At 62.6% G+C, this 22,246-nt stretch carries 14 protein-coding genes; 5 read left to right on the top strand and 9 right to left on the bottom strand.

The window, feature by feature from the left end; genetic code table 11:
* Positions 1-56: 56 nt before the first annotated feature.
* Entirely contained in the window at positions 57-821 is a 765-nt protein-coding gene (gene cobF, locus ELH03_RS28275) for a precorrin-6A synthase (deacetylating) (RefSeq protein WP_130767022.1), read from the bottom strand.
* Between the two features lie 202 nt (positions 822-1,023).
* On the opposite strand from cobF, the gene repA reads away from it, so the two are divergent.
* The 4 genes from repA (at position 1,024) to ELH03_RS28255 (ending at position 5,895) form a co-directional block, all read left to right on the top strand.
* On the top strand, positions 1,024-2,220 hold the full coding sequence (gene repA / locus ELH03_RS28270; protein WP_130767021.1) for a plasmid partitioning protein RepA: 1,197 nt from the start codon (positions 1,024-1,026) through the stop codon (positions 2,218-2,220).
* Positions 2,217-3,212: a plasmid partitioning protein RepB gene (gene repB, locus ELH03_RS28265; RefSeq protein WP_130767020.1), complete on the top strand. Its 996-nt coding sequence runs from the start codon at positions 2,217-2,219 to the stop codon at positions 3,210-3,212. The genes repA and repB overlap by 4 nt, the downstream gene beginning before the upstream one ends.
* Before the next feature lie 154 nt (positions 3,213-3,366).
* Complete coding sequence (gene repC, locus ELH03_RS28260; protein ID WP_130767019.1) at positions 3,367-4,581, top strand: plasmid replication protein RepC; 1,215 nt, start codon at positions 3,367-3,369, stop codon at positions 4,579-4,581.
* 180 nt (positions 4,582-4,761) lie between these two features.
* Positions 4,762-5,895 (top strand): RHE_PE00001 family protein, encoded by a 1,134-nt coding sequence (locus ELH03_RS28255; protein WP_128403589.1) that lies wholly within the window; start codon positions 4,762-4,764, stop codon positions 5,893-5,895.
* Between the two features lie 320 nt (positions 5,896-6,215).
* On the opposite strand, the gene ELH03_RS28245 is transcribed toward ELH03_RS28255, so the two are convergent.
* The 3 genes from ELH03_RS28245 to ELH03_RS28235 are packed head-to-tail and all read right to left on the bottom strand — an operon-like array spanning position 6,216 to position 8,240.
* Positions 6,216-6,926 (bottom strand): Bax inhibitor-1/YccA family protein, encoded by a 711-nt coding sequence (locus tag ELH03_RS28245; protein WP_018246224.1) that lies wholly within the window; start codon positions 6,924-6,926, stop codon positions 6,216-6,218.
* 20 nt (positions 6,927-6,946) lie between these two features.
* Positions 6,947-7,714: an anti-sigma factor family protein gene (locus ELH03_RS28240; protein ID WP_128412069.1), complete on the bottom strand. Its 768-nt coding sequence runs from the start codon at positions 7,712-7,714 to the stop codon at positions 6,947-6,949.
* Positions 7,701-8,240 (bottom strand): sigma-70 family RNA polymerase sigma factor, encoded by a 540-nt coding sequence (locus ELH03_RS28235; RefSeq protein ID WP_130767018.1) that lies wholly within the window; start codon positions 8,238-8,240, stop codon positions 7,701-7,703. The genes ELH03_RS28240 and ELH03_RS28235 overlap by 14 nt, the downstream gene beginning before the upstream one ends.
* Before the next feature lie 186 nt (positions 8,241-8,426).
* Here ELH03_RS28235 and ELH03_RS28230 point away from each other — a divergent pair, with 186 nt between their 5' ends.
* Positions 8,427-8,735 (top strand): hypothetical protein, encoded by a 309-nt coding sequence (locus tag ELH03_RS28230; protein ID WP_128403586.1) that lies wholly within the window; start codon positions 8,427-8,429, stop codon positions 8,733-8,735.
* Positions 8,736-8,754: 19 nt separating this feature from the next.
* On the opposite strand, the gene cueR is transcribed toward ELH03_RS28230, so the two are convergent.
* The 5 genes from cueR to ELH03_RS28205 form a co-directional block, all read right to left on the bottom strand.
* Positions 8,755-9,144, bottom strand: a complete 390-nt coding sequence (gene cueR, locus ELH03_RS28225; RefSeq protein ID WP_128403585.1) for a Cu(I)-responsive transcriptional regulator — start codon at positions 9,142-9,144, stop codon at positions 8,755-8,757.
* A 9-nt stretch (positions 9,145-9,153) separates the two neighbouring features.
* Positions 9,154-11,682, bottom strand: coding sequence for a heavy metal translocating P-type ATPase (locus ELH03_RS28220; protein ID WP_130767017.1), 2,529 nt, complete (start codon positions 11,680-11,682; stop codon positions 9,154-9,156).
* Between the two features lie 105 nt (positions 11,683-11,787).
* Positions 11,788-14,397, bottom strand: coding sequence for a malto-oligosyltrehalose synthase (treY, locus tag ELH03_RS28215; protein ID WP_130767016.1), 2,610 nt, complete (start codon positions 14,395-14,397; stop codon positions 11,788-11,790).
* Between the two features lie 137 nt (positions 14,398-14,534).
* On the bottom strand, positions 14,535-16,613 hold the full coding sequence (pbpC, locus tag ELH03_RS28210; protein WP_130767015.1) for a penicillin-binding protein 1C: 2,079 nt from the start codon (positions 16,611-16,613) through the stop codon (positions 14,535-14,537).
* Entirely contained in the window at positions 16,613-22,078 is a 5,466-nt protein-coding gene (locus ELH03_RS28205) for an alpha-2-macroglobulin family protein (RefSeq protein ID WP_130767014.1), read from the bottom strand. The genes pbpC and ELH03_RS28205 overlap by 1 nt, the downstream gene beginning before the upstream one ends.
* Positions 22,079-22,246: the final 168 nt, after the last annotated feature.

Genomic DNA, 22,246 nt, shown 5'->3' with positions numbered 1-22,246 from the left:
CTTCTTACATGATCGTAGCCGGGCCGGCAAAGCATGCTGGAAAGGCATCGGACTGGCTATTCGTCGAAATCCCGTCCCCTGCGCAGGAGATAGATGTCCATGATCCAGCCGTGCCGCTGCCTGGCCTCGGCCCTGAGCGTCTGAATGTCGGTGGCGATGTCGCCAAGTCGTCCTGATCTGACGATCTCGTCCTTGGTACCGAGATAGGCGCCCCAGAAGATCTCGGCGTCGGGATCGTCGATCTTCGCAAAAGCCTGTTCGCCGTCAAGCATGACGACGGTGCTGTCGGTCAAAAGCCCGTCCCGCGCCAGCCTGCGCCCTGTGGTGATTTCGATCGGTTTGCCGACGAGGTTGACCGGGATTCTGTGGCTGGCCGCCAGCGCCTGGATGCTGGTGATGCCGGGAATGACGCTGTAATCGAAATCCAGGCTGCCTTCCTGCCGCACGCGTTCGATGATGCGGATCGTGCTGTCGTAGAGACTGGGATCACCCCAGACGAGAAAGGCGCCGCTGCTATCATCCGGGAGACCGGAGATCAGTTCTCCATAGATGCGGGCGATCTCGCCGTGCCAGGCGTCGACGCTCTGCACATAGGTCCTGTCTGCCGTCTGCCTTTGCGGCACCGCGAATTCTGAAATCCTGCCAGCCGGCCGCGTGATATAGCGTTCGCAGATATCCCGGCGGATTTCGGCGAGCTCTTCCTTACCGCCGCCCTTGACCGGCAGGAAGACGACGTCAGCTGCGTTCATCGCGTTGATCGCCTGTATGGTCAGGTGCTCCGGGTTGCCCGTGCCGATGCCGATGATATGGATATGCTTCAAGCGGATACTCCCCGTTGAGTCCTGGCGGTCTTGCCGAAAAAGCCTGGTCGTCGCAAGGGCTGAACGTGAGTTGGCCGCGGCCAACCGAGCCTGTGGATGACGGCTAAGCCCTGTTGTTGCTGCAAATCCCGAATCGTGTCACTTTTGATACGCTTTTTGACGCTATGTTGACAGAAAAGCGCATCGAAAAGGATTGGGTGTTTTGGACAACATTAGCGTATCGACGACAGATGTACGGATCGAGCGGCATGCGAACCAGCTTTCGCGGCAACTGAAGCTCCTCCGCGACAAGCTGTTTCCGCCGCTCTCGCAAAAGACGCTACGAACATTCTCCTCCGGCGAGGCGGCCCAGATGATCGGCGTCTCGGACGGCTATCTTCGCCAGCTTTCTCTGGATGGCAAGGGACCGCAGCCGGATCTTGCCCAGAATGGCCGGCGTTCCTACACGCTCGGCCAGATCAACGAATTGCGCCAGTATATGGCGAAGCTCAAGCCGAAGGACGCGCTTTCCTATCAGCCGTGGCGTCGCCCTGGTGAAAAGCTGCAGACGGTTGCCGTCACCAATTTCAAGGGCGGCTCGGCCAAAACAACGACGACGCTCTATCTGGCGCAGTATCTGGCGCTGGCGGGTTACCGGGTGCTTGCGATCGATCTCGATCCGCAGGCTTCGCTCTCCTCCATGCTCGGCGTTCAGCCCGAATTCGATCTTTCCGAGGGCGATACGCTCTATGGCGCAATTCGCTATGATGAGGGCCGCAAGCCGCTGAAGGAGATCGTCCGCAAGACCTATTTCGACGGGCTGGATCTTGTGCCGGGCAATCTCGAACTGATGGAGTTCGAGCATGAGACGCCACGCGCACTGAACGACCGGCAGCGAGCCGGCGAGCTGTTCTTCCGTCGCGTTGGCGTTGCCATTGCCGAGGTCGAGGCCGATTACGACATCGTGGTGATCGACTGCCCGCCGCAGCTCGGTTATCTGACGCTTGGCGCCGTTTGTGCCGCAACATCCCTGCTCATTACCATCCATCCGCAGATGGTCGACGTCGCTTCCATGTCGCAGTTCCTGTTGATGACTTCGGATTTGCTTTCCGTCGTGCGCAAGGCTGGCGGCGACCTGCAGCATGACTTCATCAAATATGTCGTCACTCGTCACGAACCCTTCGATGCGCCGCAGTCGCAGATCGTTGCGCTGCTGCGCAGTCTTTTCAGTGATGACGTGTTGACGGCGACCATTCTCAAATCGACGGCAATCGCCGACGTCGGTCTGACCAAGCAGACGCTCTACGAGATCGAGAAAGGGCAGGTGCGCCGCTCGACCTATGACCGGGCGTTGGAATCGGTCAATGCCGCCAACGGCGAGGTTCTCGCCGGTATTCACAAAGCCTGGGGCCGCACATGAGCAGACGCGATCGCCTGAAAGGTCTTTTTGACGATACGGCGCAGGAGTTGGCCGCGGCCAACTACGAGGAGCCATCTTCGCGCGGATCGGCCGGGCCGGTTCGGACGATGGCGCTGACCCTTGGCCGCATGGAGGAAGAGAGTAGGGCGATGCAGGAGGCCTTGCTCTCCGGTGAACGCATCGTCGAACTCGATCCTGATCTGATCGATTCCTCCTTCGTCCGCGACCGCCTTGCCGACCAGCCGCTCGATACGGAAGACGAGCTGGTGCAGTCGATTGCTGAGAACGGCCAGGAAGTGCCGATCCTCGTTCGCCGCCATCCCAATGATGAGGATCGCTACCAGATCGCCTACGGCCATCGCCGCCTGCAGGCGGTCAAGCTGCTCGGGCTCAAGGTGCAGGCGATCGTCCGTAAGCTTGACGATACCGATGTTGTCATCGCGCAGGGCATTGAGAATTCGGCGCGTCGGAACCTTTCTTATATCGAGCGCGCGGTCTTTGCCCTTAATCTCGAGCTCAAGGGTTTTGAGCGCCCCGTCATCATGAAAGCGCTGTCGACGGATAAGACGGAGCTATCGAAGCTGATATCGGTCGCAAAAGCCATTCCTGCCGAAATCGTCAGGTCGGTCGGAGCCGCGCCTGGCATCGGGCGACGCAGGTGGATGGCTCTTGCCCAGGACTGGAATGGGATGACGGCCGCGCGGCTTGCAAAGCTCATTGCTTCGGAAGGTTTCCTCGCGGAAGAGAGCGATCGCCGTTTCGAGCTTTTGGTTGCCGAGCTCGCCAAGAAAGAGGCGAAGCCCGAAACCACGGAATTTGACTGGAAGCCGAAGAGCGGCGGCAAAATTGCCGGCCGAATCAAGAGCGCCGGCAATTCCTTCACGATCGCGTTGAAGACCGGCGATGCGCCGGATTTCGGCGCTTACATTTCACGCCGTCTCGATGAGCTTTACGAAGCCTATCGGGCCGGCAGGTTGCAAGCAGGAGAATAGGCCGCAAAAGAAAAAAGCCTCCGAACGTTGCCGTCGCGGAAGCCTTTCTCATATCTGGACAATCTGAGAATCGCACTTCCTCGAATCACTGTCAAGCATCTTCGGCATCCTTTTGGGTGGTAGCTTTCTTTTGCCTTGAGAAAAGGTGAGGGACATGGAGCCTCAATATGTATCGACGCCCTTTGGGCGGCGATCGATGACGCTTGGCATGCTGGCAAGCCAGGAAAGCGCCAGCAAGGTCGATCCGGACGCATCGGTCGACAAGTGGAAGATTTTTCGTGCGCTCTGTGAAGCAAAGGACATGATCGGCGTATCAGACCGTGCCCTGGCTGTTCTCAACGCGCTGTTGACCTTCTACCCGAAGAACGAGATTGCCGAGGCCAACGGTTTCGTCGTCTTTCCGTCGAACGAGCAGCTGGCGCTGCGCACGCACGGCATGGCCGGCACGACGTTGCGGCGGAACCTGGCGATGCTTGTGGAAGCCGGCCTGATCATCCGCCGGGATAGCCCGAACGGGAAACGTTTTGCCCGCCGCAACGGCGAGGGCGGGCTTAGCGAGGCCTTTGGCTTCAGCCTGGCGCCACTCCTGGTGCGCGCCCGCGAGATCGAGGCGCAGGCGGCTCAGGTGATGGCCGCCAGGCTCGAATGGAAGCGGCTGAGGGAGCGCCTGACACTTTGCCGGCGGGACATCACCAAGCTCATCGAGATCGCGCTGGAAGAGGAAATTGCCGGCGAATGGATCGAGATGCAGCAGCATTTCAATCTGCTTTCCGCTAGCCTGCCGCGCCGCCCGTCGACTGCCGAGATGGAAAGCCTCCTGGCTGATCTCGAAGCTTTCCGGGAATTGATCGTCAAGACGCTGGAATCGAAGTCGAAAACACAAAAAACAGACGCCAATGATAACCAAAACGGTCGGCACATACATAATTCAAACCCACACCCTATATCTGAACTTGAACCAAGCTTCGAAACGAAGCAGGGCGCAAAGTTAGAGGAAGAACCGCAGCCGTGGCGGGAGCCGCCCAAATCCTTCCCCCTTGCCATGGTGCTGCAGGCCTGCCCGGAGATCATCGCTTACGGACCGGGCGGCGGCATTGGCAGCTGGCGCGATCTGATGGCCGCGGCCGTCATCGTCCGTTCCACGCTCGGCGTCAGCCCCAGCGCCTATCAGCTGGCCTGCGATGTCATGGGGCCAGAAAACGCCGCCACCGTGATCGCCTGCATTCTGGAAAGGGGCGGACATATCAACTCGGCGGGCGGCTACCTGCGTGACCTGACGCGGCGGGCCGAGCGCGGCGAATTCTCGCTCGGACCGATGCTGATGGCGCTGATGCGGGCAAATGGTCCGACGGCAAGGAAAACCGGATGAACGGCTGTGAAAAAGCTTCGCGCCAGCTGCGACGGTTAGAAGGAGATGCGGCCGCTCGATCAGCCAGCTTATCGGCGTCATTCCCTGCAGTTTTGTTGAAATACACTGTTAACCATGTCATACATGGCGGAAGGTAACACGTATTTTGCTTCCATTTGTGAAAAACCGTAAAGCTTAACAATGCGCTATGATATCGACGGTGCAATGCTTCAAACCCTGCTTCCGGCCCTTACCGCGGCAGAGGATGCGGTGGCGCGGCTGGACGAGCGGGTGTTACGCTCGGTGGTCGGCGAGGGATTTGCAGAACGCAGTCATTTCTTCGACGCCGCCGGCGCGCTCTGGGTGGCCGGCGAACTCGTGCATGTCGAGGATCTCGTTTTGCATGATGCGCATATGGATAGCCGCGCTCCCACCCACGAACTGACAATCGCCCATTCCGTGTTGCGGGCACGTCGGCGCATCTGGACCGGCGAGCCTTCCTGGGCACTTGGCGTCTCGGGCCTTGCAACGCTGACTGCGACCGGCGGGGAAGGGGAGGGGAAGGCGCAGGAAGCGAAGAGCGTTGCAGTTCCTGTTGAGACCGACGGAGAGGGCGAGGATGAGGACGGGCCGCTCGCTGTCGAGATGGCGGAGATCGATGCGCTTCTTGCCCGCTCGCAGAAGCTGCTCGATATCCATACAGGCAAAACGCCGGGAGGCGACACGGCTGCCGTTACCCCGGCAAGACGCAACGAAGATCCACTCGGCTTGCTCGGTGACGACGAGTGGGACGAGGAACAGCGGCTTGCCGAGTGGCGAAGCGTCCAGCCGTTGGCCGATAGCTTGCCGCCGGTTCTCGGCGCCATCATCCTCTTCGAAGCCTGGGAAAGGATCGAGCCGTTGCGGCGTCAGCACTGGCTCGGTGGTCTTCTGGTCGCAAGCCATCTGCGCGCCCGCGGCAAGGTCGCCTCGCATCTGTTTTCTTTCTACGGCGGGCTGAAGCTGGTGCGCCATGAGCGTCGTCGGGCGCGCGATCGGGCCACGCGGCTTCAAGCCTTTCTGGAGGCGATGCATCTGGGTGCTATGGCCGGCCTCAAGGAAATCGATCGCTTGTCGCTGGCACGCACGCAGATGGAGCTGCGCTTTCGGGGCCGCCGTTCAAACAGCAGCCTGCCGGAACTTGCCGATTTCATTCTGTCGCGGCCAATGGTCTCGGCGGCGATGATCGCCCGTCATCTGCGCATCACGCCGCGCGGTGCGCTAAACCTCGTCAATGAGATCGGCATTCGTGAAATCACCGGGCGCGGCCGCTATCGCGCCTGGGGTATCATCTAGCGCACCCGAAAATCGGAATCGATTTTCGGAAAGGATTATGCGCAGATTTAAAGTGATAGAGCGTCCTTAGCGCGTCTGAAAAGACGCGCGGCGCTCTAACGCATGTCGCCCAAAAGTGTGCAGCGGTTTTGGGACAACGACATGCATAAAATAAAGACTAAAAGCGCGTCGGATGATTCCGATTTGACGCGATGCGCTTTAAACGAAAACGGCCGGGCGTTGACCCGGCCGTCTCTTTTAGGTGAGCACCCAGTCCGCCATCCTGTCACGGACTGCAGACCAGGCGCTCTTGCGCTTCCTTTGCCCCCAGAAGCGCAGTCCTATTCCCGCTCGCCGGTGAAGTTGAGCAGAAGCTGGAAGATGTTGACGAAGTTCAGGTAGAGCGAGAGCGCACCGAAGACGGCAAGCTTCTGGTTCGATTCCTGATCAAAGTTTTCCGAATACTGTTCCTTGATGTTCTGCGTGTCGTAAGCGGTGAGACCGACGAAGACGACGATGCCGATCACCGAGATCGCAAACTGCAGCGCGCTCGAACCCAGGAAGATGTTGACGACTGAGGCGATGATCACGCCGAAGAGGCCCATCATCAGGAACGAGCCCATGCGCGAGAGATCACGCTTCGTCGCATAGCCGTAGAGGCTGGTGGCGCCGAACATCGTCGCGGTGATGAAGAAGGTCCGCGCGATGCTCATCCCGGTGAAGACCAGGAAGACGGAAGCGAGCGACAGGCCCATCACGGCGCAGAAGGCCCAGAATGTGATCTGGGCGGTGCTGGCCGACATCGTCTGGATCTTGAACGAGAAGAAGAAGACGAAGGCGAGCGGGGCAAGCATCACCACCCACTTCAGCGGCGAGCCGAAGATCGGGACGTAGAGTGCCGGCGTCGAGCCGACGACAAAGGCGACGAGGCCCGTTATGACGAGGCCGAGAGCCATATAGTTGTAGACGCGCAGCATATGCTGGCGCAGGCCTTCGTCGAAGAGGGCCTGGGAGCCGGCGACGGCGCCGTAGCGGGGATTGATCGGGTTCATGCTGATCTCCTCGGTTTGAATTAATAGAGCGAGCGGGCGAGCCGTTCGGCCGCCTGGTCGAGATTGAGACCGCTATCGTCGGCGATCAGCGCATAGGCGACCTCGCCGATCTGCCAATAGGCGGCTTCTGCTTTTTCCAGCGTGAGATGACTGACCGGCTTGACCTCGAAGGCGCCCGGACGGACGGCAAAAAGCGACAGTCGCTTTCCATCTGATTGTTCGATCGCCATCTCGACGCTGGGGCCGAATTCGGACGGGAAGATCTGCACGTCGGCGACCTTCCAATCCCCAGGCAGTTCGGGCATCACGATCGCGGTGGCGGCGCGAATATCGTCAGCGCTATAAGTGGCCGGCGTCTGCGGAGGCATCGATTGGCGCAGGGCCGCGGTCTGATAGGCGCGGACGGCATCCTCGACGTAGGCGGGTGCCGGAACCGATGCCACCACCTCAGTCGCCGAGAAGGCGCCGAAGGAATTGTGCGCCACCCAGCCGGCGGCGATCAGAATGCCGACGGCGGCAACGCGCTGCATCGAATGGAAGATACGGCCATAGGAAAGGCCGCGTTCCAGCCGGCGGGCGGCATCGCGTGTCTCGGGGCGGCCAAAGGCACTTTCGCCGGCCAGCGCCAGACGCAGTTCGCCCCTCACGCTGAGGTCGGCCATGACCTTGGCGGCAATCGCCGGATTCTCGGAAAGATAGGATTCCACCTGGATGCGACGGGCGACATCGAGTTCGCCATCGACATAGGCGTTAAGATCGGCATCGAGGATCGGATCAATTGCTTTCATTGCCGTTCCCTCCGATGATTCTCAGATTCGAAACCCGCGGCGTCTTCTCCTCGAATTCGCGCAGTTGAGCGCGCGCGCGGGAGATGCGCGACATCAGCGTCCCAACAGGAATGCCGAGCGCCTGGGCGGCTTCCTGGTAGGAAAGGTCTTCGATCGCGACGAGATGCAGCGCCTCACGCTGTTCCTCCGGCAGGTCGAAGAAGGCGTTGCGCACCTGCTGCAGGCGCACGGCATGTTCCTGGCCGGCCGGCAGTGACTGCTCGGCTTCGACAGCCGCCTCATCGTGGCGGCGCGTCAGCGATCGGTGCCGGCGAAGACGATCGATATGGGCATTGTGCAGAATGGAGAGCAGCCAGGTGCGCAGGTTGCCGCCGCTGCGGAAGCTCTTTCGCTTCTCGAAGGCGCGCACCAGCGCATCATGCACCAGATCCTCCGCCTCGTCCGAATTGCGCACCAGCGAGCGAGCGTAGCGCCTCAGCGCTGCAAGCTGTCCGATGACGTCGAAGGGGCGTTCTTTGCGTTCCATGCTTGAGTATACGCAAGTGCGGCGGGTTTTATTCCCGCGGACGTAAAAAAATCATGCGGGCCGAAGATCTTGGCCGGATCATCATCAAAATAGTCTTCTCAAGCGGCAGGCGCCTCAAATCCCCAATTGTTTATGACGATTACATGACAGATCATGACGCCGCTGATTTGCAGGGGACAATAAAGAATGAAGGAAAAGAAGCGGGTCTACGAAGCTCTCGTGGACGGCGCCATGGAAGGGCTGACGGATGATGCACTCTATGATTTCGTCAAGGCGCGTTGTCCGAAGGCCACCAGCAAGAAGATCGTCCGGGCCTCGCTTCTCGCCCTGATGGATCCTCATCTCAGAGACCGCAATATTCTCGACGTGATCTACGCGCTGGCGATCAAGCATCGGCTGGATGACGGGGTGCTGGACGACGGTGAAGACGAGGAGCCCGACGAGCGGGCTCAACCGGCGCAGGCAGCCAACCAGAACATGCCACAGCTTTCCTGATGCAGGTCGCCTGAAATGGTCAGCCGCCGTCCGAAAGCTCTTCGAGGATCGGACAGTCCGGCCTGTCGTTGCCGTGACAGGCATGCACGAGGTGCTCCAGCGTCCGGCGCAGTTCCGTCAGCTCGCGGATCTTGCGGTCGATCTCGGTAAGCTTTGTCTGAGCGATATCCTTGACGTCGGCACTCGCCCGGCTCTTGTCCTCATAAAGCGCCAGCAATTGCCGGCATTCTTCGACGGAAAAGCCGAGACCGCGCGAGCGCTGCAGGAAGCGCAGCTTGTGGACGTCGGTTGCGGCATAGTCGCGATAGCCGTTTCCGCCCCTTTCGGGCCGGAGGAGGCCGATATCCTCGTAGTAGCGGATGGTCTTGGAAGGCAGGCCGGACCGTTCCGATGCTTCGCCAATATTCATCGCCATCTCCTATAATTTTGCAAAGCGCAGTCTCAGCGCATTTGATATGACCGAAACGGACGAGAGGCTCATTGCTGCTGCGGCGATCATCGGCGAAAGCAGCAGCCCGAAGATCGGATAGAGCACGCCGGCGGCGATCGGCACGCCGAGCGCATTATAGCCGAAGGCGAAGCCGAGATTCTGGCGGATGTTTTGCATCGTCGCCTCCGCCAGCCGTCGCGCCCTGACGATGCCGTTCAGGTCACCCTTCACCAATGTGATGCCGGCGCTTTCCATCGCGACGTCGGCGCCGGTCCCCATGGCGATGCCGACATCGGCGGCGGCGAGCGCCGGCGCGTCGTTGACACCGTCACCGGCCATGGCGATGATGGCGCCCTTGGCACGCAACTCGTCGATCAGCGCCTTCTTGCCTTCCGGAAGCACATCGGCGCGCACCTCGTCGATGCCGAGGCTTTTTGCCACCGCACGCGCCGTGCGCTCGTTGTCGCCGGTCGCCATGATGATCTTCAACCCGCTGTCGTGCAGTGCCTTGATGGCGGCTGCTGTCGTCGGCTTGATGCGGTCGGCAACGGCGACGAGACCGGCAAGCGCGCCGTCGAACACCACGAACATCACCGTCTTGCCGTCGCCGCGCAGGGCCTCGGTCTTCTCGGCAAGCGCGGCTGGATCAATGCCGAGATCGGTGAGCATCGCGGCATTACCGAGCGCTACCGTCGTCGTATCGCCGGCACGGCCCTGAACGCCCTTGCCGGTCTTTGCCTCGAAACCGGTGACCGAGACGAAGGGGACACCGCGCTCCTCGGCGCCGGAAACGATCGCTTCGGCCAGCGGATGTTCCGAGCCGCGCTCCAGGCTTGCCGCCAGCGACAGCAGCCGGTCTTCCCCGACGCCACCGAAGGCGACGACATCGGTAAGCTTCGGCTTGCCTTCAGTCAGCGTGCCGGTCTTGTCGACGATCAGCGTGTCGACCTTGGAAAAGCGCTCCAGCGCTTCGGCGTCCTTGATCAGCACGCCTTCCTGGGCGCCGCGCCCCGTGGCGATCATGATCGACATCGGCGTCGCAAGGCCGAGCGCACAGGGGCAGGCGATGATCAGAACGGCGACGGCGGCAAGCAGTGCATTCGCCATGCGCGGCTCGGGCCCGATCGCGGCCCAGACAAGGAAGGCAAGGATGGCAGCAGCGACCACAGCCGGCACGAAGACGGCCGACACCCGGTCGACCGCGCCCTGGATCGGCGCTCGCGAGCGTTGCGCCTTGGCGACCATGTCGACGATGCGCGACAGCACCATGTCTGCGCCGACCTTTTCGGCGGCCATGACGAAGGTGCCGTTCTTGTTGATCGTGCCACCGGTCAGCGGGTCGCCTTTCGACTTCTCCAGAGGCAAGGGCTCGCCTGATATCATCGATTCGTCGACGGTCGACTGGCCTTCGAGGACGGAGCCATCCACCGGCACCCGCTCGCCAGGGCGAACGCGCAGCCGGTCACCGGTCTGGATATCGTCCACCGGCACGTCATTTTCGCTGCCGTCGGCATCGATGCGCCGCGCCGTCTTCGGCGCAAGGTCGAGCAAAGCGCGGATTGCCGAGCCGGTGCGTTCGCGCGCTTTCAATTCCAGCACTTGGCCGACGAAGACGAGCGCGACGATAACGGCCGCGGCCTCGAAATAGACGGGCACGGCCGCGCCGTGGCCATGGAAGCTCATCGGGAAGATGCCTGGTACAAGCGTGGCGACGACGCTGTAGACATAGGCGGTACCGACACCGAGACCGATCAGCGTCCACATATTCGGGCTGCGGTTGACGACAGACGCCCATGCGCGGCGGAAGAAGGGCAGGGCGGCCCAGAGCACCACCGGCGTTGCCAGCAGCAGTTCGATGTAGGTCGCCTGCGGCTCGCCGATCGTTTCGCGAAGCGGCAGACCGAACATTGGCCCCATGCTCAGCGCCAGCAGCGGCACGGCAAGGGTGGCGCTGACTGAGAGCCGCCTGACGAAATCGACGAGTTCCGGGTTCGGACCTTCGTCAGCAGGCGGAATGCCCATCGGCTCCAGCGCCATGCCGCATTTCGGGCAGTCGCCGGGACGGTCGCTGACGACTTCGGGATGCATCGGGCAGGTATAGAGCGTGCCCGTCAGCGCCGGCTTTGCCGGCGGGCGCTTGCCGTTGCGATAGGCTGAAGGGTCGGCTTCGAATTTCGCTTGGCAAGCTGCCGAGCAGAAATAGAATTTCTCACCGTCGACTTTCAGAAAGTGTTTTGCCGTCGAGCGATCGACGGTCATGCCGCAGACGGGATCCTTCGCGGTCAGATAATCCTCGGGTGCCGCCGCAAACTTCGTCCGGCAGCCCTCGGAGCAGAAATGATAGGTGCGGCCCTCATGCTCGAGCGAGGGCTTGCCGGCCTGCGGATCGACGGTCATGCCGCAGACAGGATCACGGATCATGACATCGGCAGCCTTCTCCTGATCATGTCCGCAATGGCAATGATCGTCGCCATCGGCGTGGCTGTGAGGGTGATCGTGTTCGTGCTTGATATCCATGACTATCTCCTGTGCCCGGAGGGCCGTTCGATAGGCTTATCCACCTTCCAGCGACTGGAAGGTCAAGCACTATTTTCATGGATTCGATTTTGCGACGGCTAATCCTCAGATCGGAGTGATCAGCCCAACGGGCTGGCTCCCGAGCAGGGCGGCGACCGAAATGCTGCCCCCCGGCTCGATCGTCTTTCCGGTCAGCAGATCCGCCTTCAGACCGTGAAGCGGGGAGGGGACGGCGATCGCCGTATCCTCCCAGAATTCCGGGCCGGCAAAGAGCACGCCGGGGTCGAGCCAGCCGAACATCAGCCGCGGCGCTGCGATGATGGCGAAATCACTCTTTTGCACTCTGGCAAAAGCGAGGACATGGTCGCGCCGGTTGCCCGTCACCTTCAGCGGCAGATAGTCGCCTTTGGCAAAGAGGTCCGCGTGTCGCTGGCGCAGCTGCAGGCCGATCCCGACGATGCGCTGCTTCAACGCCGCCGCCTGCAGCTTGGCGATCGGCCCGGCTTCATCAAGCCATGCCTTCAGCCGCTCATGATCGACCGGTCGGCGGTTGTCTGGATCGACGAGGCTGAAGTCGAAGCTTTCGGCACCCTGGTAGATATCGGGAATGCCGGGAGCTGTCAGCTTGAGCAGCGTCTGCGACAGGCTGTTGAGGTAACCCGCCGCGATGAAAGGCTGCAGCACCCTTTCGAAATCCTCGAGGAAGACGTCATTATCAGGCGAAACCAGCGCCGCAGCATAGGTCGTGACCGCTTCCTCGTAAGCGGCATCCTGTTCCGTCCAGTCGCTGCGCAGTTTCGCCTCGCGCACGGCCTTGACCGCATAATCGGTGAAGCGTTCGCGGAGCTCTTCCGTCCGTCCTCTGTCGAAATCTTCCGGCCAGATGCCGGCCAGCGCCTGATAGAGCATCCATTCGACATTTGGCTCCGGCGCTGCGCCCTCCGGCAGATCCTTCAGCCACAGCCGGTTCATGTCGCGCCACCGCTCGACCGCCTGTGCAAAAACATCCGCGCCTTCGCTCAGCGCATAAAGCCTTGCACGCGCATCCTCGCCGCGTTTGGTGTCGTGGGTAGCGCTTGCCGAAAGCCCATGCGGCTGCAGCCGCGCCCGCTCTGCCATGCGGCGGTGGAATTCCTCCGGGCCGCCAGGCGCCTTGCCCGGTTCACCGCCGACTTCGTTGGCGGCAAGCAGCCTGTTATAGCGGTAAAACAGCGTATCCTCGGTCGCTTTGGCCATCACCGGCCCGCTCAATTGCTGGAAGCGGATGCGGAACTCGTGGGCCGCATCACCTTCGACCTTGCCTTCGAGCAGCTTCAGCACATGGTCGCATGCACGTCGATCATCGAGCCGCGCCATGGCTTGCGAGGCGGTCGCCGCAAGGACCGCTGAATCCTGCCAGGAAAGCGGGCCGCCATCGCCATAGGTGCGGTAGACGGGAAAGGTGATCAGCAGTTCGCTGAGGGCGGTGGCGATCTCGTCTGTTTTTAGCTCGGGAAAGATGCCTGCCGCGATCGACACCAGCCTGCCGGTCTCGCCGGCGAAATTGCGGTCGACCATCAGTTGCTTGGCAATTCGCCGGCCCGCCTCGAGATCACCCGTGTCGGCGGCGATGCTCCGATAGGCATCGTCCAATATGCGCAGGCCGCCGGCGTCGATGAACAGCTCGCTTAGTGCGGCGATGAATTCATATCCCGTGGTGCCCGCGACCGGCCAGCTCTCCGGTAGGACCTCGCTGGCCCCGAGGATCTTTTCGACGACGATATAGGTGTCCGGCCCGGCCGCCTCCCGCAGCCTGTCGAGATAGGCCTTAGGCTCGGCGAGCCCGTCGACATGGTCGATGCGCAGGCCCTGCACCTTGCCATGGTGTACCAGCTCGATCACTAGTCGGTGCATGTCGTCGAACACAGGGGGATCTTCGACGCGGGTGCCGACCAGTCCGGTCACCTCGAAAAAACGGCGATAGCTCAGATGTCGCGCCGCCGTCTTCCAGTGGGTCAGCCGCCAATGCTGTGCCTCATGCAGGCTTCTCATGAAATCGTGATCGGCCGAGACGTCATCGAGTTTTTGCCGGAGGACTGCCCGATCGCCGCCTTCGAAGAGGATATCGCGCATCGCGCGGTTGAAATTCTCGCCGGAGGTGACGGCCGCCGCCTCCGCCATTCGGGTGGCCACCGGATCGTCGAGCCGGTTTGCGATCGCTTCGTAGCTTCCGGGGTTCAGGGGCAGCAGCGTCTCGAAATAACCGAACGCGAAGTTACCGTGCGTTTCGTCGAGCGCGATGCGCAGCTCGCCACCGGCGAGTACTCCCTCGAAATCCTGACCGAGCTGCGGCAGGGTCAGCGGTTCGCTCCAGTCGATGTCGAAGTGGCTGAAATAGGCGCTCTGCCGGCCAAATATCAGCACGTCGCGCCACCAGCCGTTTTCCGGCGAGGCCGCCATGTGGTTCGGCACGATGTCGAGGATCAGTCCCATGCCTGAGGAGGCGAGGCTTTCCGTCAGCCGCTCGAATCCGGCCCGGCCGCCGAGCGCCGAGTCGACTTCGTTGGCGTCTGTCACGTCATAGCCGTGGGTCGAACCGCTGACGGCGGTGAAGATCGGCGAGGCGTAGAGGTGGCTGATGCCGAGTGTCTTGAGATAGGGGACGAGGTCGCAGGCGCGATCGAAGGTCATGCCGTTGCGGAATTGTATCCGGTAGGTCGCTGTCGGGAGTGTCATGAGGCCGCTGATGTTGGAAAGAGACCCTCCCGAACGGTTGCAGCCGGGTTTTTGTTCCCTTACAGCGCCGCGCGTCTTTTTGGACGCGCAAAGGTCGCTGTAACATTTGGAGTCGGTCGATCGTACTTTCCGATGCTCTAGTCGATGAAAACGCCGACGCTTGCGGCGCGTCCGGCCGAGTCGATGACGGTCAGTTTCGAGTAGCCGCCGCCATCAGGCAGCCATTGCTGGATGCGCCGGTGGGAGAGATCGGGCAGCGGCTTGCCGTTGGCAAGCCAGCGGAAGGGGGCTCGGCCGCCCTGCAGTTTCAGCATCAGCGGTGACAGGTTGCCTTGCCCAGCGCCGAGATCGACATGCGCGCCCTCGGGCGGATAGATGATCTGCGGCGCAGCCTCGCGGCCGGAGGCGAGCAGGCCGCTGGCATTGAGGGCGAAGCGCCGCTGGCTGATCGGCAGCTCGGACTGGGCGATGCGCACGGCGCCTACAGGCGGGCGGGGCAGCGGCGTCGTCGCGATGCCTGACTTGGCGAAACCTTCGAACAGGATGGGCGCGGCGGTGCCATAACCGGTCAATCCCGGCACGGCGCTATTGTCAGGTCGTCCGACCCAGACGCCGAGCACATAGCGCCCATCATAGCCGACCGACCAGGCATCACGGTAGCCGTAGCTCGTGCCGGTCTTGTAGGCGATGCCGCGCTGCGGCGCGCCGGCGGGAGGAACGACGCCGGAGAGAATATCGGCGACGTTCCAGACCGCGACTGGCTCCAGCAGCGGTTCGCCGTCGAGCTTGGCCGGTGCACCGGTGACGCCGTCGCCGAGCCTTGCCGGCTGGCCGCGGTTGGCGAGCGCCGTATAGAGCTGGACCAGATCCTTCAGGGTAATGCCGACGCCGCCAAGCCCGATCGCAAGCCCCGGCGCCTCGTTCGGCGGCAGCACCGGGCGCACCTCGGCGCGGCGGAAGCGGACTATCAGCCGCGCCGGCCCGACGGCATCGAGCAGCTTGACGGCCGGCACGTTCAGCGACAGCTGCAGCGCCTCGCGCACGGTGACGTCGCCCTGATAGCTCATGTCGAAATTGCGCGGCCGGTAGCCGAAGAAATCGGCGGGCCGGTCTTCGATGATCGTCTCCTGGGACACCAGGCCCTGTTCGAAAGCGAGCCCATAGATGAAGGGCTTCAGAGTCGAGCCCGGCGAGCGATTGACGCGGGTCATGTCGATCCAGCCGGAGCGGCTGGCATCGAAATAATCGGCCGAGCCGACTTCGCCGACGATCGCGCCGGTTTGCGAATCCGCCATCACCATGGCAAGCGAAAGCTTCGGCCCGAGCTTCATTGCCGCTGCCCGCGCAACCGCCTCCAGCCCCTGCTGCACCTGTTTCTTCAACGTTGTCTGATGCTTGAGGACATCAGGCTCCTTGCGAAGTGCGGCTTCGGCGACATGGGCGGCGAGTGCCGGCAATTGCATGCGCCGCGCGGGAACCGCGACGCCTTCAGCCCGCTCGGCTTCGCCGTCACCAACGGCTCTAGCGACCGCCACGCGGTCGAGCACACGCTTGCGCGCCGCCTCGGCCGCCTTGAGATTGCGGTCCGGCCGGCGCCGTTCCGGCAATTGCGGCAGGGCGACGAGCAGCGCCGCCTCGGCGATTGTCAGGCGTCGCGGTTCCTTTCCGAAATAGGCAAGGCTTGCGGCGCGCACGCCTTCCAGATTGCCGCCATAGGGCGCGTGTGTGAGATAGAGGTCGAGAATCTCTTCCTTCGACAGCCGCCGTTCGATCTGCACGGCGCGAACCAGTTGCAGGAGTTTTGCCGAAAGCGAGCGTCCTTCGCGCGGCTCGATCAGCCGCGCCACCTGCATCGACAGCGTCGAGGCGCCGGAGACGATGCGGCCGTTGCTGACCAGTTGCATGGCAGCGCGCCCGAGCGCCCAGGGGTCGACGCCGCCGTGGTCGTAGAAACGCTGGTCCTCATAGGCGATCAGCATGCGCAGGAATTGCGGATCGACGTCGAAGACCGCCGTCCTCAGCCGCCAGCGGCCTTCCGATGTCGCAAACGCGCGCAACAATTGCCCATCGGCATCCAGCACCTCGGCGGAGACGGCATTTGCCCTGTCCAGCGGCGGCGGAAAGGCCTTGTCGGCGGCATCGAGCGCAAAGAGAGCCGCACCGGCAAGAACGATGCCGGCTGCGGACCCGATCGCAAACTTGTGCCACCGCCTCATTATTGCGCCGTCACGACCTCCATCTTGCCGGTTGCCGTGCGGGCCGAAAGCTCCGGCCGGTACATATCCTCGACGTTTGCGGCCGGATGGTCGTAGGTGCCGGGGGTAACCGCGCGCACGACATAGGCGACGTTGAATTCGCGCTCATCGCCTGCTGCGCGGTTGAAGGCGGCGACGAAGCGGTCGTAGCGGAATTCGGTATGGGCGGCGGAGATCTCGCCGATCCAGTCGAAATTGGTCATCTGGGCGCTGTCGACGAGATTCGGATTGTCGATCTCGAAGCCGGCGGGCAGAAGGTCGGTGATGACGATGCGCGACGGCCAGTCATTGGTTTCGCGCACATGGATGACGACGACGTAGCGTTCATTCTGCTTTGCCTCGCTGACATTCGCCTGCTCGCCGTCGAGCGTGTAATAGGTCCGCTCGATGGTGAAGCCGTCGCCGCCGGCCGGCAGCGGCACCGTCGGGGCGGCAACGGTGGTGACAACAGCCGAAACCGTGTCGTTCGTCTGGTTGGTCAGCGTCAGCGGATGGTCAGCCAGGGCATCGCCGGTCATGCGTGCCATATAGGCGCCGGTATGCGCGGCACCATTGACATCGACCTTCAGGCCGTCGTCACCGCCCTGGATGGCGCGCGCAGCAAGCAGCATCCAGGTTTCTTCCTGCGTGCTCTTATATTTGCTGCGCTCCCATTCCTTGCCGACCGCCTTGGCAAGTTCCGGGATGACAGGCGGTACCGGCCGGCTTTCGGCAGCGAGCGCCAGGATCGCCGCGCCATCGCGCAGGATCGTGCCGTAGTCGGTGCGCGACAGGTTCACGCGCGACACCATCGACTGCTCCGACATCTGCAGCGCGTCGAGGAAAATATTCTTCGAACGCTGTGCATCGCCATAGAGCGCCAGTGCGGCGGCGATATGCGCCTTGGCGAGCGGCGTCGGGAAGTCGTTGATCATCGTATCGGCATAGTAGCGCAGATCGCTGATCGCAGCCTTCTTGTTGCGGGCAAGGACGTAGATGGCATAGGCGATCTGGTCGCCCTGACCCTTGATGTCGGTGGTGTAGGACAACGTGTTCTGCAGGTTTTCGAGCGCCTGCACGAAAGCCCTTTCCGGCACGTCGTATTTCATTTCGCGGGCCCGCGTCAGGAAATCGGTGACGTAGGAATCGAGCCAGACATCGCCCGAATCCGGTCCCCAGAGGCCGAAGCTGCCGGCCGAGGCCTGATAGGAGAGTACACGGTAGATCGCGTCCTGCACGCGCTTATGCACGTCGTCGTCGTTTTCCATGCCCGCCTGCTTGGCCACTTCGGCGAGATAGAGCAGGGGCAGCGCCCGGCTGGTGGTCTGCTCGGCGCAGCCGAAGGGATAGCGGTCGAGCGTCATCAGCAGGGCTGGGATATCGAAGGCTGCTGAACGGGTGACGTTGACGCTGATCGAGGCGCCGGGCAGCACGCTGTCGGCCAGCAGGTTCTTGTCGACGGTGAGTTTTGCCCCTGGCTTCAGCGCCAGCACCCTGCGTTCGGTGATCGGCAAGGAGGCCGGGCGCACCGGCACGTCGACCGTCTGGTCGAGCGAAAGGCCGGAAGCGTCGGAGAGGTTGATCGAGACGCTGCCGGCGCCTGGCTGTTTGCCGATGAGCGAAAGCGTCAGTTCGGATTTCGCGCCGGCCTCGAGGCGGATCGTCTGCGAGGCGGAGGCTTCCTCGATGCCGACCGCATCATTGCCTGTCAGTTGCAGCTTGTAGTCGCCAGCCGGCGCATCAGTGTTGGCGATGTCGAGGCGCAGATTGGCCTTGTCGCCGGGGGCGAGGAACTTCGGCAGGCTTGCGGTCACCACGACGGGATCGCGGATGATGACATCCTTGACGCCGTGGCCGACGCCTGATTTCGACCAGGCGACTGCCATGACGCGCGCCGTGCCGTTGAATTGCGGAATGTCGAAGGAGACATTGGCCTTGCCTTCGGCGTCGAGCTTCACCGGCCCGGAGAAGAAGGCGACGAGCTTCTGCGTCGGCGGGCTTGCTTGCAGCGCAATGGCGCCGCCATCACCGCCGGTCCTGAGCTTGCCGGTCGCACCCAGCGAGCCGTCGATCAGTCGGCCATAGAGGTCCCGGATTTCGAGGCCGAGCTGGCGCTGGCCGAAATACCAGTCTTCCGGGTTCGGCGGTTCGTAGCGCGTCAGGTTGAGAATGCCGACATCGACGGCAGCAACCGTCACATAGGCGTCCTCGTTGGCGCCGGCGCCCGCCACCTGCAGGCCGATAGCCAACGGTCCGCGCGGCAGCATCTTTTCGGGCGTTGCGAGCGTCACCTGCAGCGCGCGCTGTTCAGGATCGACTTTCAGCCATTTGATGCCGATCGAGCGCATCGGCATGTGGCTGTCCTGGGCGTCGCCGGGGCGGAAGAGCGTGGCGGTTACATAAGCACCGGCACCCCAGTCTGATGTAACGGGGATGTCGACCTCGCCGCCGGTCTCGCCGATCGTGGCGTTCTGTACGGCAACCAGCTTTTCGGTTCCGGCCGTCACCATCAGCTCGCCGCCATAGCGCGAGGTGACTTTCAGCTTGGCCGTTTCGCCGATCTTGTAGCTGTCCTTGTCGAGGGCGATTTCAAGCCCGTCGGGCGTTTCGGTCGAGGTCGAGGTCACGAACCAGCCGGCGTCGAATTCGACGCTGGAGGTCGGGCCGTCGGCATCTGGGCTTTCCACTTCGAGGCGATAGCGACCCCAGGTCACCGGCACGGAGATCTTGCCGCCGTCCATCGTCGCGTCGACGCTGCCGTTGGAGACCTGCTCGGCGGTGTAGACCGGCTCGTATTTCCAGGCCGTTCCCTCGCGATACCACTGATATTCGCGGTTGAGGCTGTAGAATTTCCAGCGCAGGCCTTTCGCCTCCTGCTTCTGTCCATCGGCCTTGACGCCGATCACCGTGAAGTTGGCGATCGAGTTCTCCGGCAGATCGTCGGAAAATTCCCGCTTAATGCCGATCGACGCCCGCTCGTTCTTCACCGGAATGGTCAGAGTGCGCTCGATGGCGCGGCCACCCGCCTCCTGCATGCGCATATAGACGGTGGCGTTCAGCAGTTGCGTCGTGACCGGCAGCTCGCTGATGGTGAGATCCGTCGAGGCTTCGCCATTCTCGTCGAGTTCCGGCAGGCCGTCGATCGGCAGGCGCGAATCCTCGCTCGCCTCTTCGTCGGCAAGCCCGAAGAAGAAGCCCTTATAGGCAGCACTCTCGCGCGTCGGCTTGACGACGACGTCGCCTTCGAGCGTCAGGCCGGCGGCCGGGGCGCCGTAGAGATATTTGCCCGAAACGGTGATCGTCGCCGGCGCGTCCGGACCGACTTCCTTGGCCTCGGTCTTGATCTCCATGTCGGTGCGATCGGGGACGAAATCGTCGACGAGGAAGCTCTTGGTGGCGATCGCGCTGCCCTTGGGATCGGTATAGATGTTCATCGTCCAGGTGCCGCGCATCGCATTTTCCTGGGTCGGGAAATCGATGGAGTAGCCGCCGAGATTGCTGGTCTGGCTGACGATCCGCCGGTCTTCGACACCATCGGGGCGGCTGAAGATGAAGGTGAGCGGCAGGTTCTCGATGGTGTTGCCATCGGTGTCGCGGGCAAGTGCCTGCGCATGCACCGTCTCGCCGGCGCGGTAGATGCCGCGTTCGGTAAACGTCAGCACGTCGATCGCGCCGGGTGCGGCGCGGCCCGTTACGCCACGGTCGGAAAGGTCGAAGCCGGCGCGCGTCATGTCGAGGAAGACGTAGTCCGACGTGCCGTTCCTGGCGGTAATGACGGCGGGCGTCAGCGCCGCCGTGCCGCGGATCAGGCCGGCGGTGAAGGTGGCGCGGCCGTCCGCGTCGGTCGTCGCAGTGCCGAGCACTTCGTTGTTCTTGGCGAGCAGCTGCAGCTCGACGCCTGCGATCGGCTTGGCCGAGGCGAGCGAGCGGGTGAAGACGTTGAGGCCATCAGTGCCGGCATAGGTGGTGACGCCGATATCGGAGACCAGGAACCATTGCGTCGCCTGCGAATCCCACTCCTGCGCGGGGCCGTTTGCCGCCGTTGCGGTCATCACGTAGATGCCGGGCTTGCGCTCGGGCAGCGCCTCGTCGACCGGGAAGCTGGTGACGATGTCCTTGTTGAGCTCGTTGGCGATGTCGATCGAGCCCTGCCAGACGAGTTCGCCGCTCTGGTCCTCAATGTTCTGGGCGCTGTAGCCGTCGAGCTGGGACAGGAACTGCGAATTGGTCAGCAGCGGCGCGATGGCGCGATCGCCGATACGGTAGAGTTTCAAGTTCGCCGAGGTCATATTGACCGAGACGATCGGGATGCCGCGGCGCGCCGTCGAGGGCAGCACGAAGCTGTCGCCGGTGAAACGCACAATCTGGCTGCGGTCCTTGATGTAGACGTCGACGCTGACAGGTGCTTCCAGCACCTCGTCGACGGCCGACGGCAGGCCGGTGCGCAACGCGATCTTGTAGGTCTGGCCATGCGTCAGCCCCTCGACGCAGATCTGCTTGTCCTTGGTTTCGAGTGCCTTTGGTGCTTCGCCGTTCAGCGTCACGAAGGGTGTGTAGTCGGTGGTTTTGACCAGCGCCTCGGAGAAGGTGACGCAGGCACGCGGCGTGGCGCTGTCGGCATCGACAGTGTGTTCGGTGACGCGGAAGCCCTGCGTTGATTTCAGCTGCAGGTAGGCCGCCTGCACATCCTTGGCGCCGACGAGCGCCAGGCTCGCCTTGTAGGCGTCGAGCGCCGGGCGGTAGTTGGCATTCCGCTCCAGTGCAGTGGCGAGCACGGCCAGCGCCTCGGCGCGTTTGGCGGTGGTGCGCGTCAGCTCGTAGCCGTTCAGCGCGTCGAGCACGGCCTGGCCGGTCGTGTTGCTTTCGGCGCTGCCGAGCGAAGCTGCGGCGCGGGCGGTTTCGAGCCAGAGATCGGCGTCGTCAGGCGTGATCGACAGTGCGCCATGGAAGGACTTCAGCGCGTCGGCCAGATTGTTGGCAGTGAGGTCGATGCGGGCATTGGCCGTCAGGCTGTCGGCGCCCTGGCCCTGCTGGTCGTCGGCGAGCGTCAGATTATCCTTGAAGTCGTGGGTCTGCTGGATGAGATCGTTCGTGAGAAAGGTCAGGCGCGGCGCAGCGCCGATATCTCGCTCCTGCTGGCCGGCCGTTTCGACGATCTTGCCGGCGATGGCGCCGGGGAAGGCGTTCATCGTTTTGAAATCGGATTTCAGGAAGCACCATTTCACCTTGGGATTGTAGGTGAAGGCCTTGCAGCTCTTGTCGCCGATGCAGGATGTCTTGCACTGATCGAGCGAGACGTTCTGCTCGGTGCGAAGATCGAAGCCGAAGAAATCGGCGTCCTTGATCGTCTGGATGTCGCGCTTGGTGTCCGCCGCGGCGGCGGGAAAGCTGATGGCGATCGTGGAAAATGCGATTGTCGCGAAAGCGAAGAACGAGCGCACGGACATAGGTTCCCCCCGGAAATGCTGGCTCTGACCGGCGGCACTCTCCTCACTCCTCGCGAGATTGTCAACTCAAGTTGAGCGCTGTTTCATGTTCGCACAGGCGCTTTCGTCTGGCTGTCACATCGGCGTGAGTGACCGCCTTGTGATTTGCGACTTTTGCAAGGATGAGCA

The organism is Rhizobium beringeri (genome assembly GCF_004306515.1).
Classification (GTDB): Bacteria; Pseudomonadota; Alphaproteobacteria; order Rhizobiales; family Rhizobiaceae; genus Rhizobium; species Rhizobium beringeri.
The sequence above is the reverse complement of the archived record's forward strand: the minus strand, read 5'-3'. Positions and strand labels throughout refer to the sequence as shown.

Coding starts and splice junctions, on each gene's coding strand:
- treY (WP_130767016.1), bottom strand. CDS start 14,397: ATGACACTCCCGACAGCGACCTACCGGATACAATTCCGCAACGGCATG.
- ELH03_RS28220 (WP_130767017.1), bottom strand. CDS start 11,682: ATGGATATCAAGCACGAACACGATCACCCTCACAGCCACGCCGATGGC.
- ELH03_RS28255 (WP_128403589.1), top strand. CDS start 4,762: ATGCGCTATGATATCGACGGTGCAATGCTTCAAACCCTGCTTCCGGCC.
- ELH03_RS28235 (WP_130767018.1), bottom strand. CDS start 8,240: ATGGAACGCAAAGAACGCCCCTTCGACGTCATCGGACAGCTTGCAGCG.
- pbpC (WP_130767015.1), bottom strand. CDS start 16,613: ATGAGGCGGTGGCACAAGTTTGCGATCGGGTCCGCAGCCGGCATCGTT.
- ELH03_RS28240 (WP_128412069.1), bottom strand. CDS start 7,714: ATGAAAGCAATTGATCCGATCCTCGATGCCGATCTTAACGCCTATGTC.
- ELH03_RS28230 (WP_128403586.1), top strand. CDS start 8,427: ATGAAGGAAAAGAAGCGGGTCTACGAAGCTCTCGTGGACGGCGCCATG.
- repB (WP_130767020.1), top strand. CDS start 2,217: ATGAGCAGACGCGATCGCCTGAAAGGTCTTTTTGACGATACGGCGCAG.
- ELH03_RS28205 (WP_130767014.1), bottom strand. CDS start 22,078: ATGTCCGTGCGCTCGTTCTTCGCTTTCGCGACAATCGCATTTTCCACG.
- cueR (WP_128403585.1), bottom strand. CDS start 9,144: ATGAATATTGGCGAAGCATCGGAACGGTCCGGCCTGCCTTCCAAGACC.
- ELH03_RS28245 (WP_018246224.1), bottom strand. CDS start 6,926: ATGAACCCGATCAATCCCCGCTACGGCGCCGTCGCCGGCTCCCAGGCC.
- repC (WP_130767019.1), top strand. CDS start 3,367: ATGGAGCCTCAATATGTATCGACGCCCTTTGGGCGGCGATCGATGACG.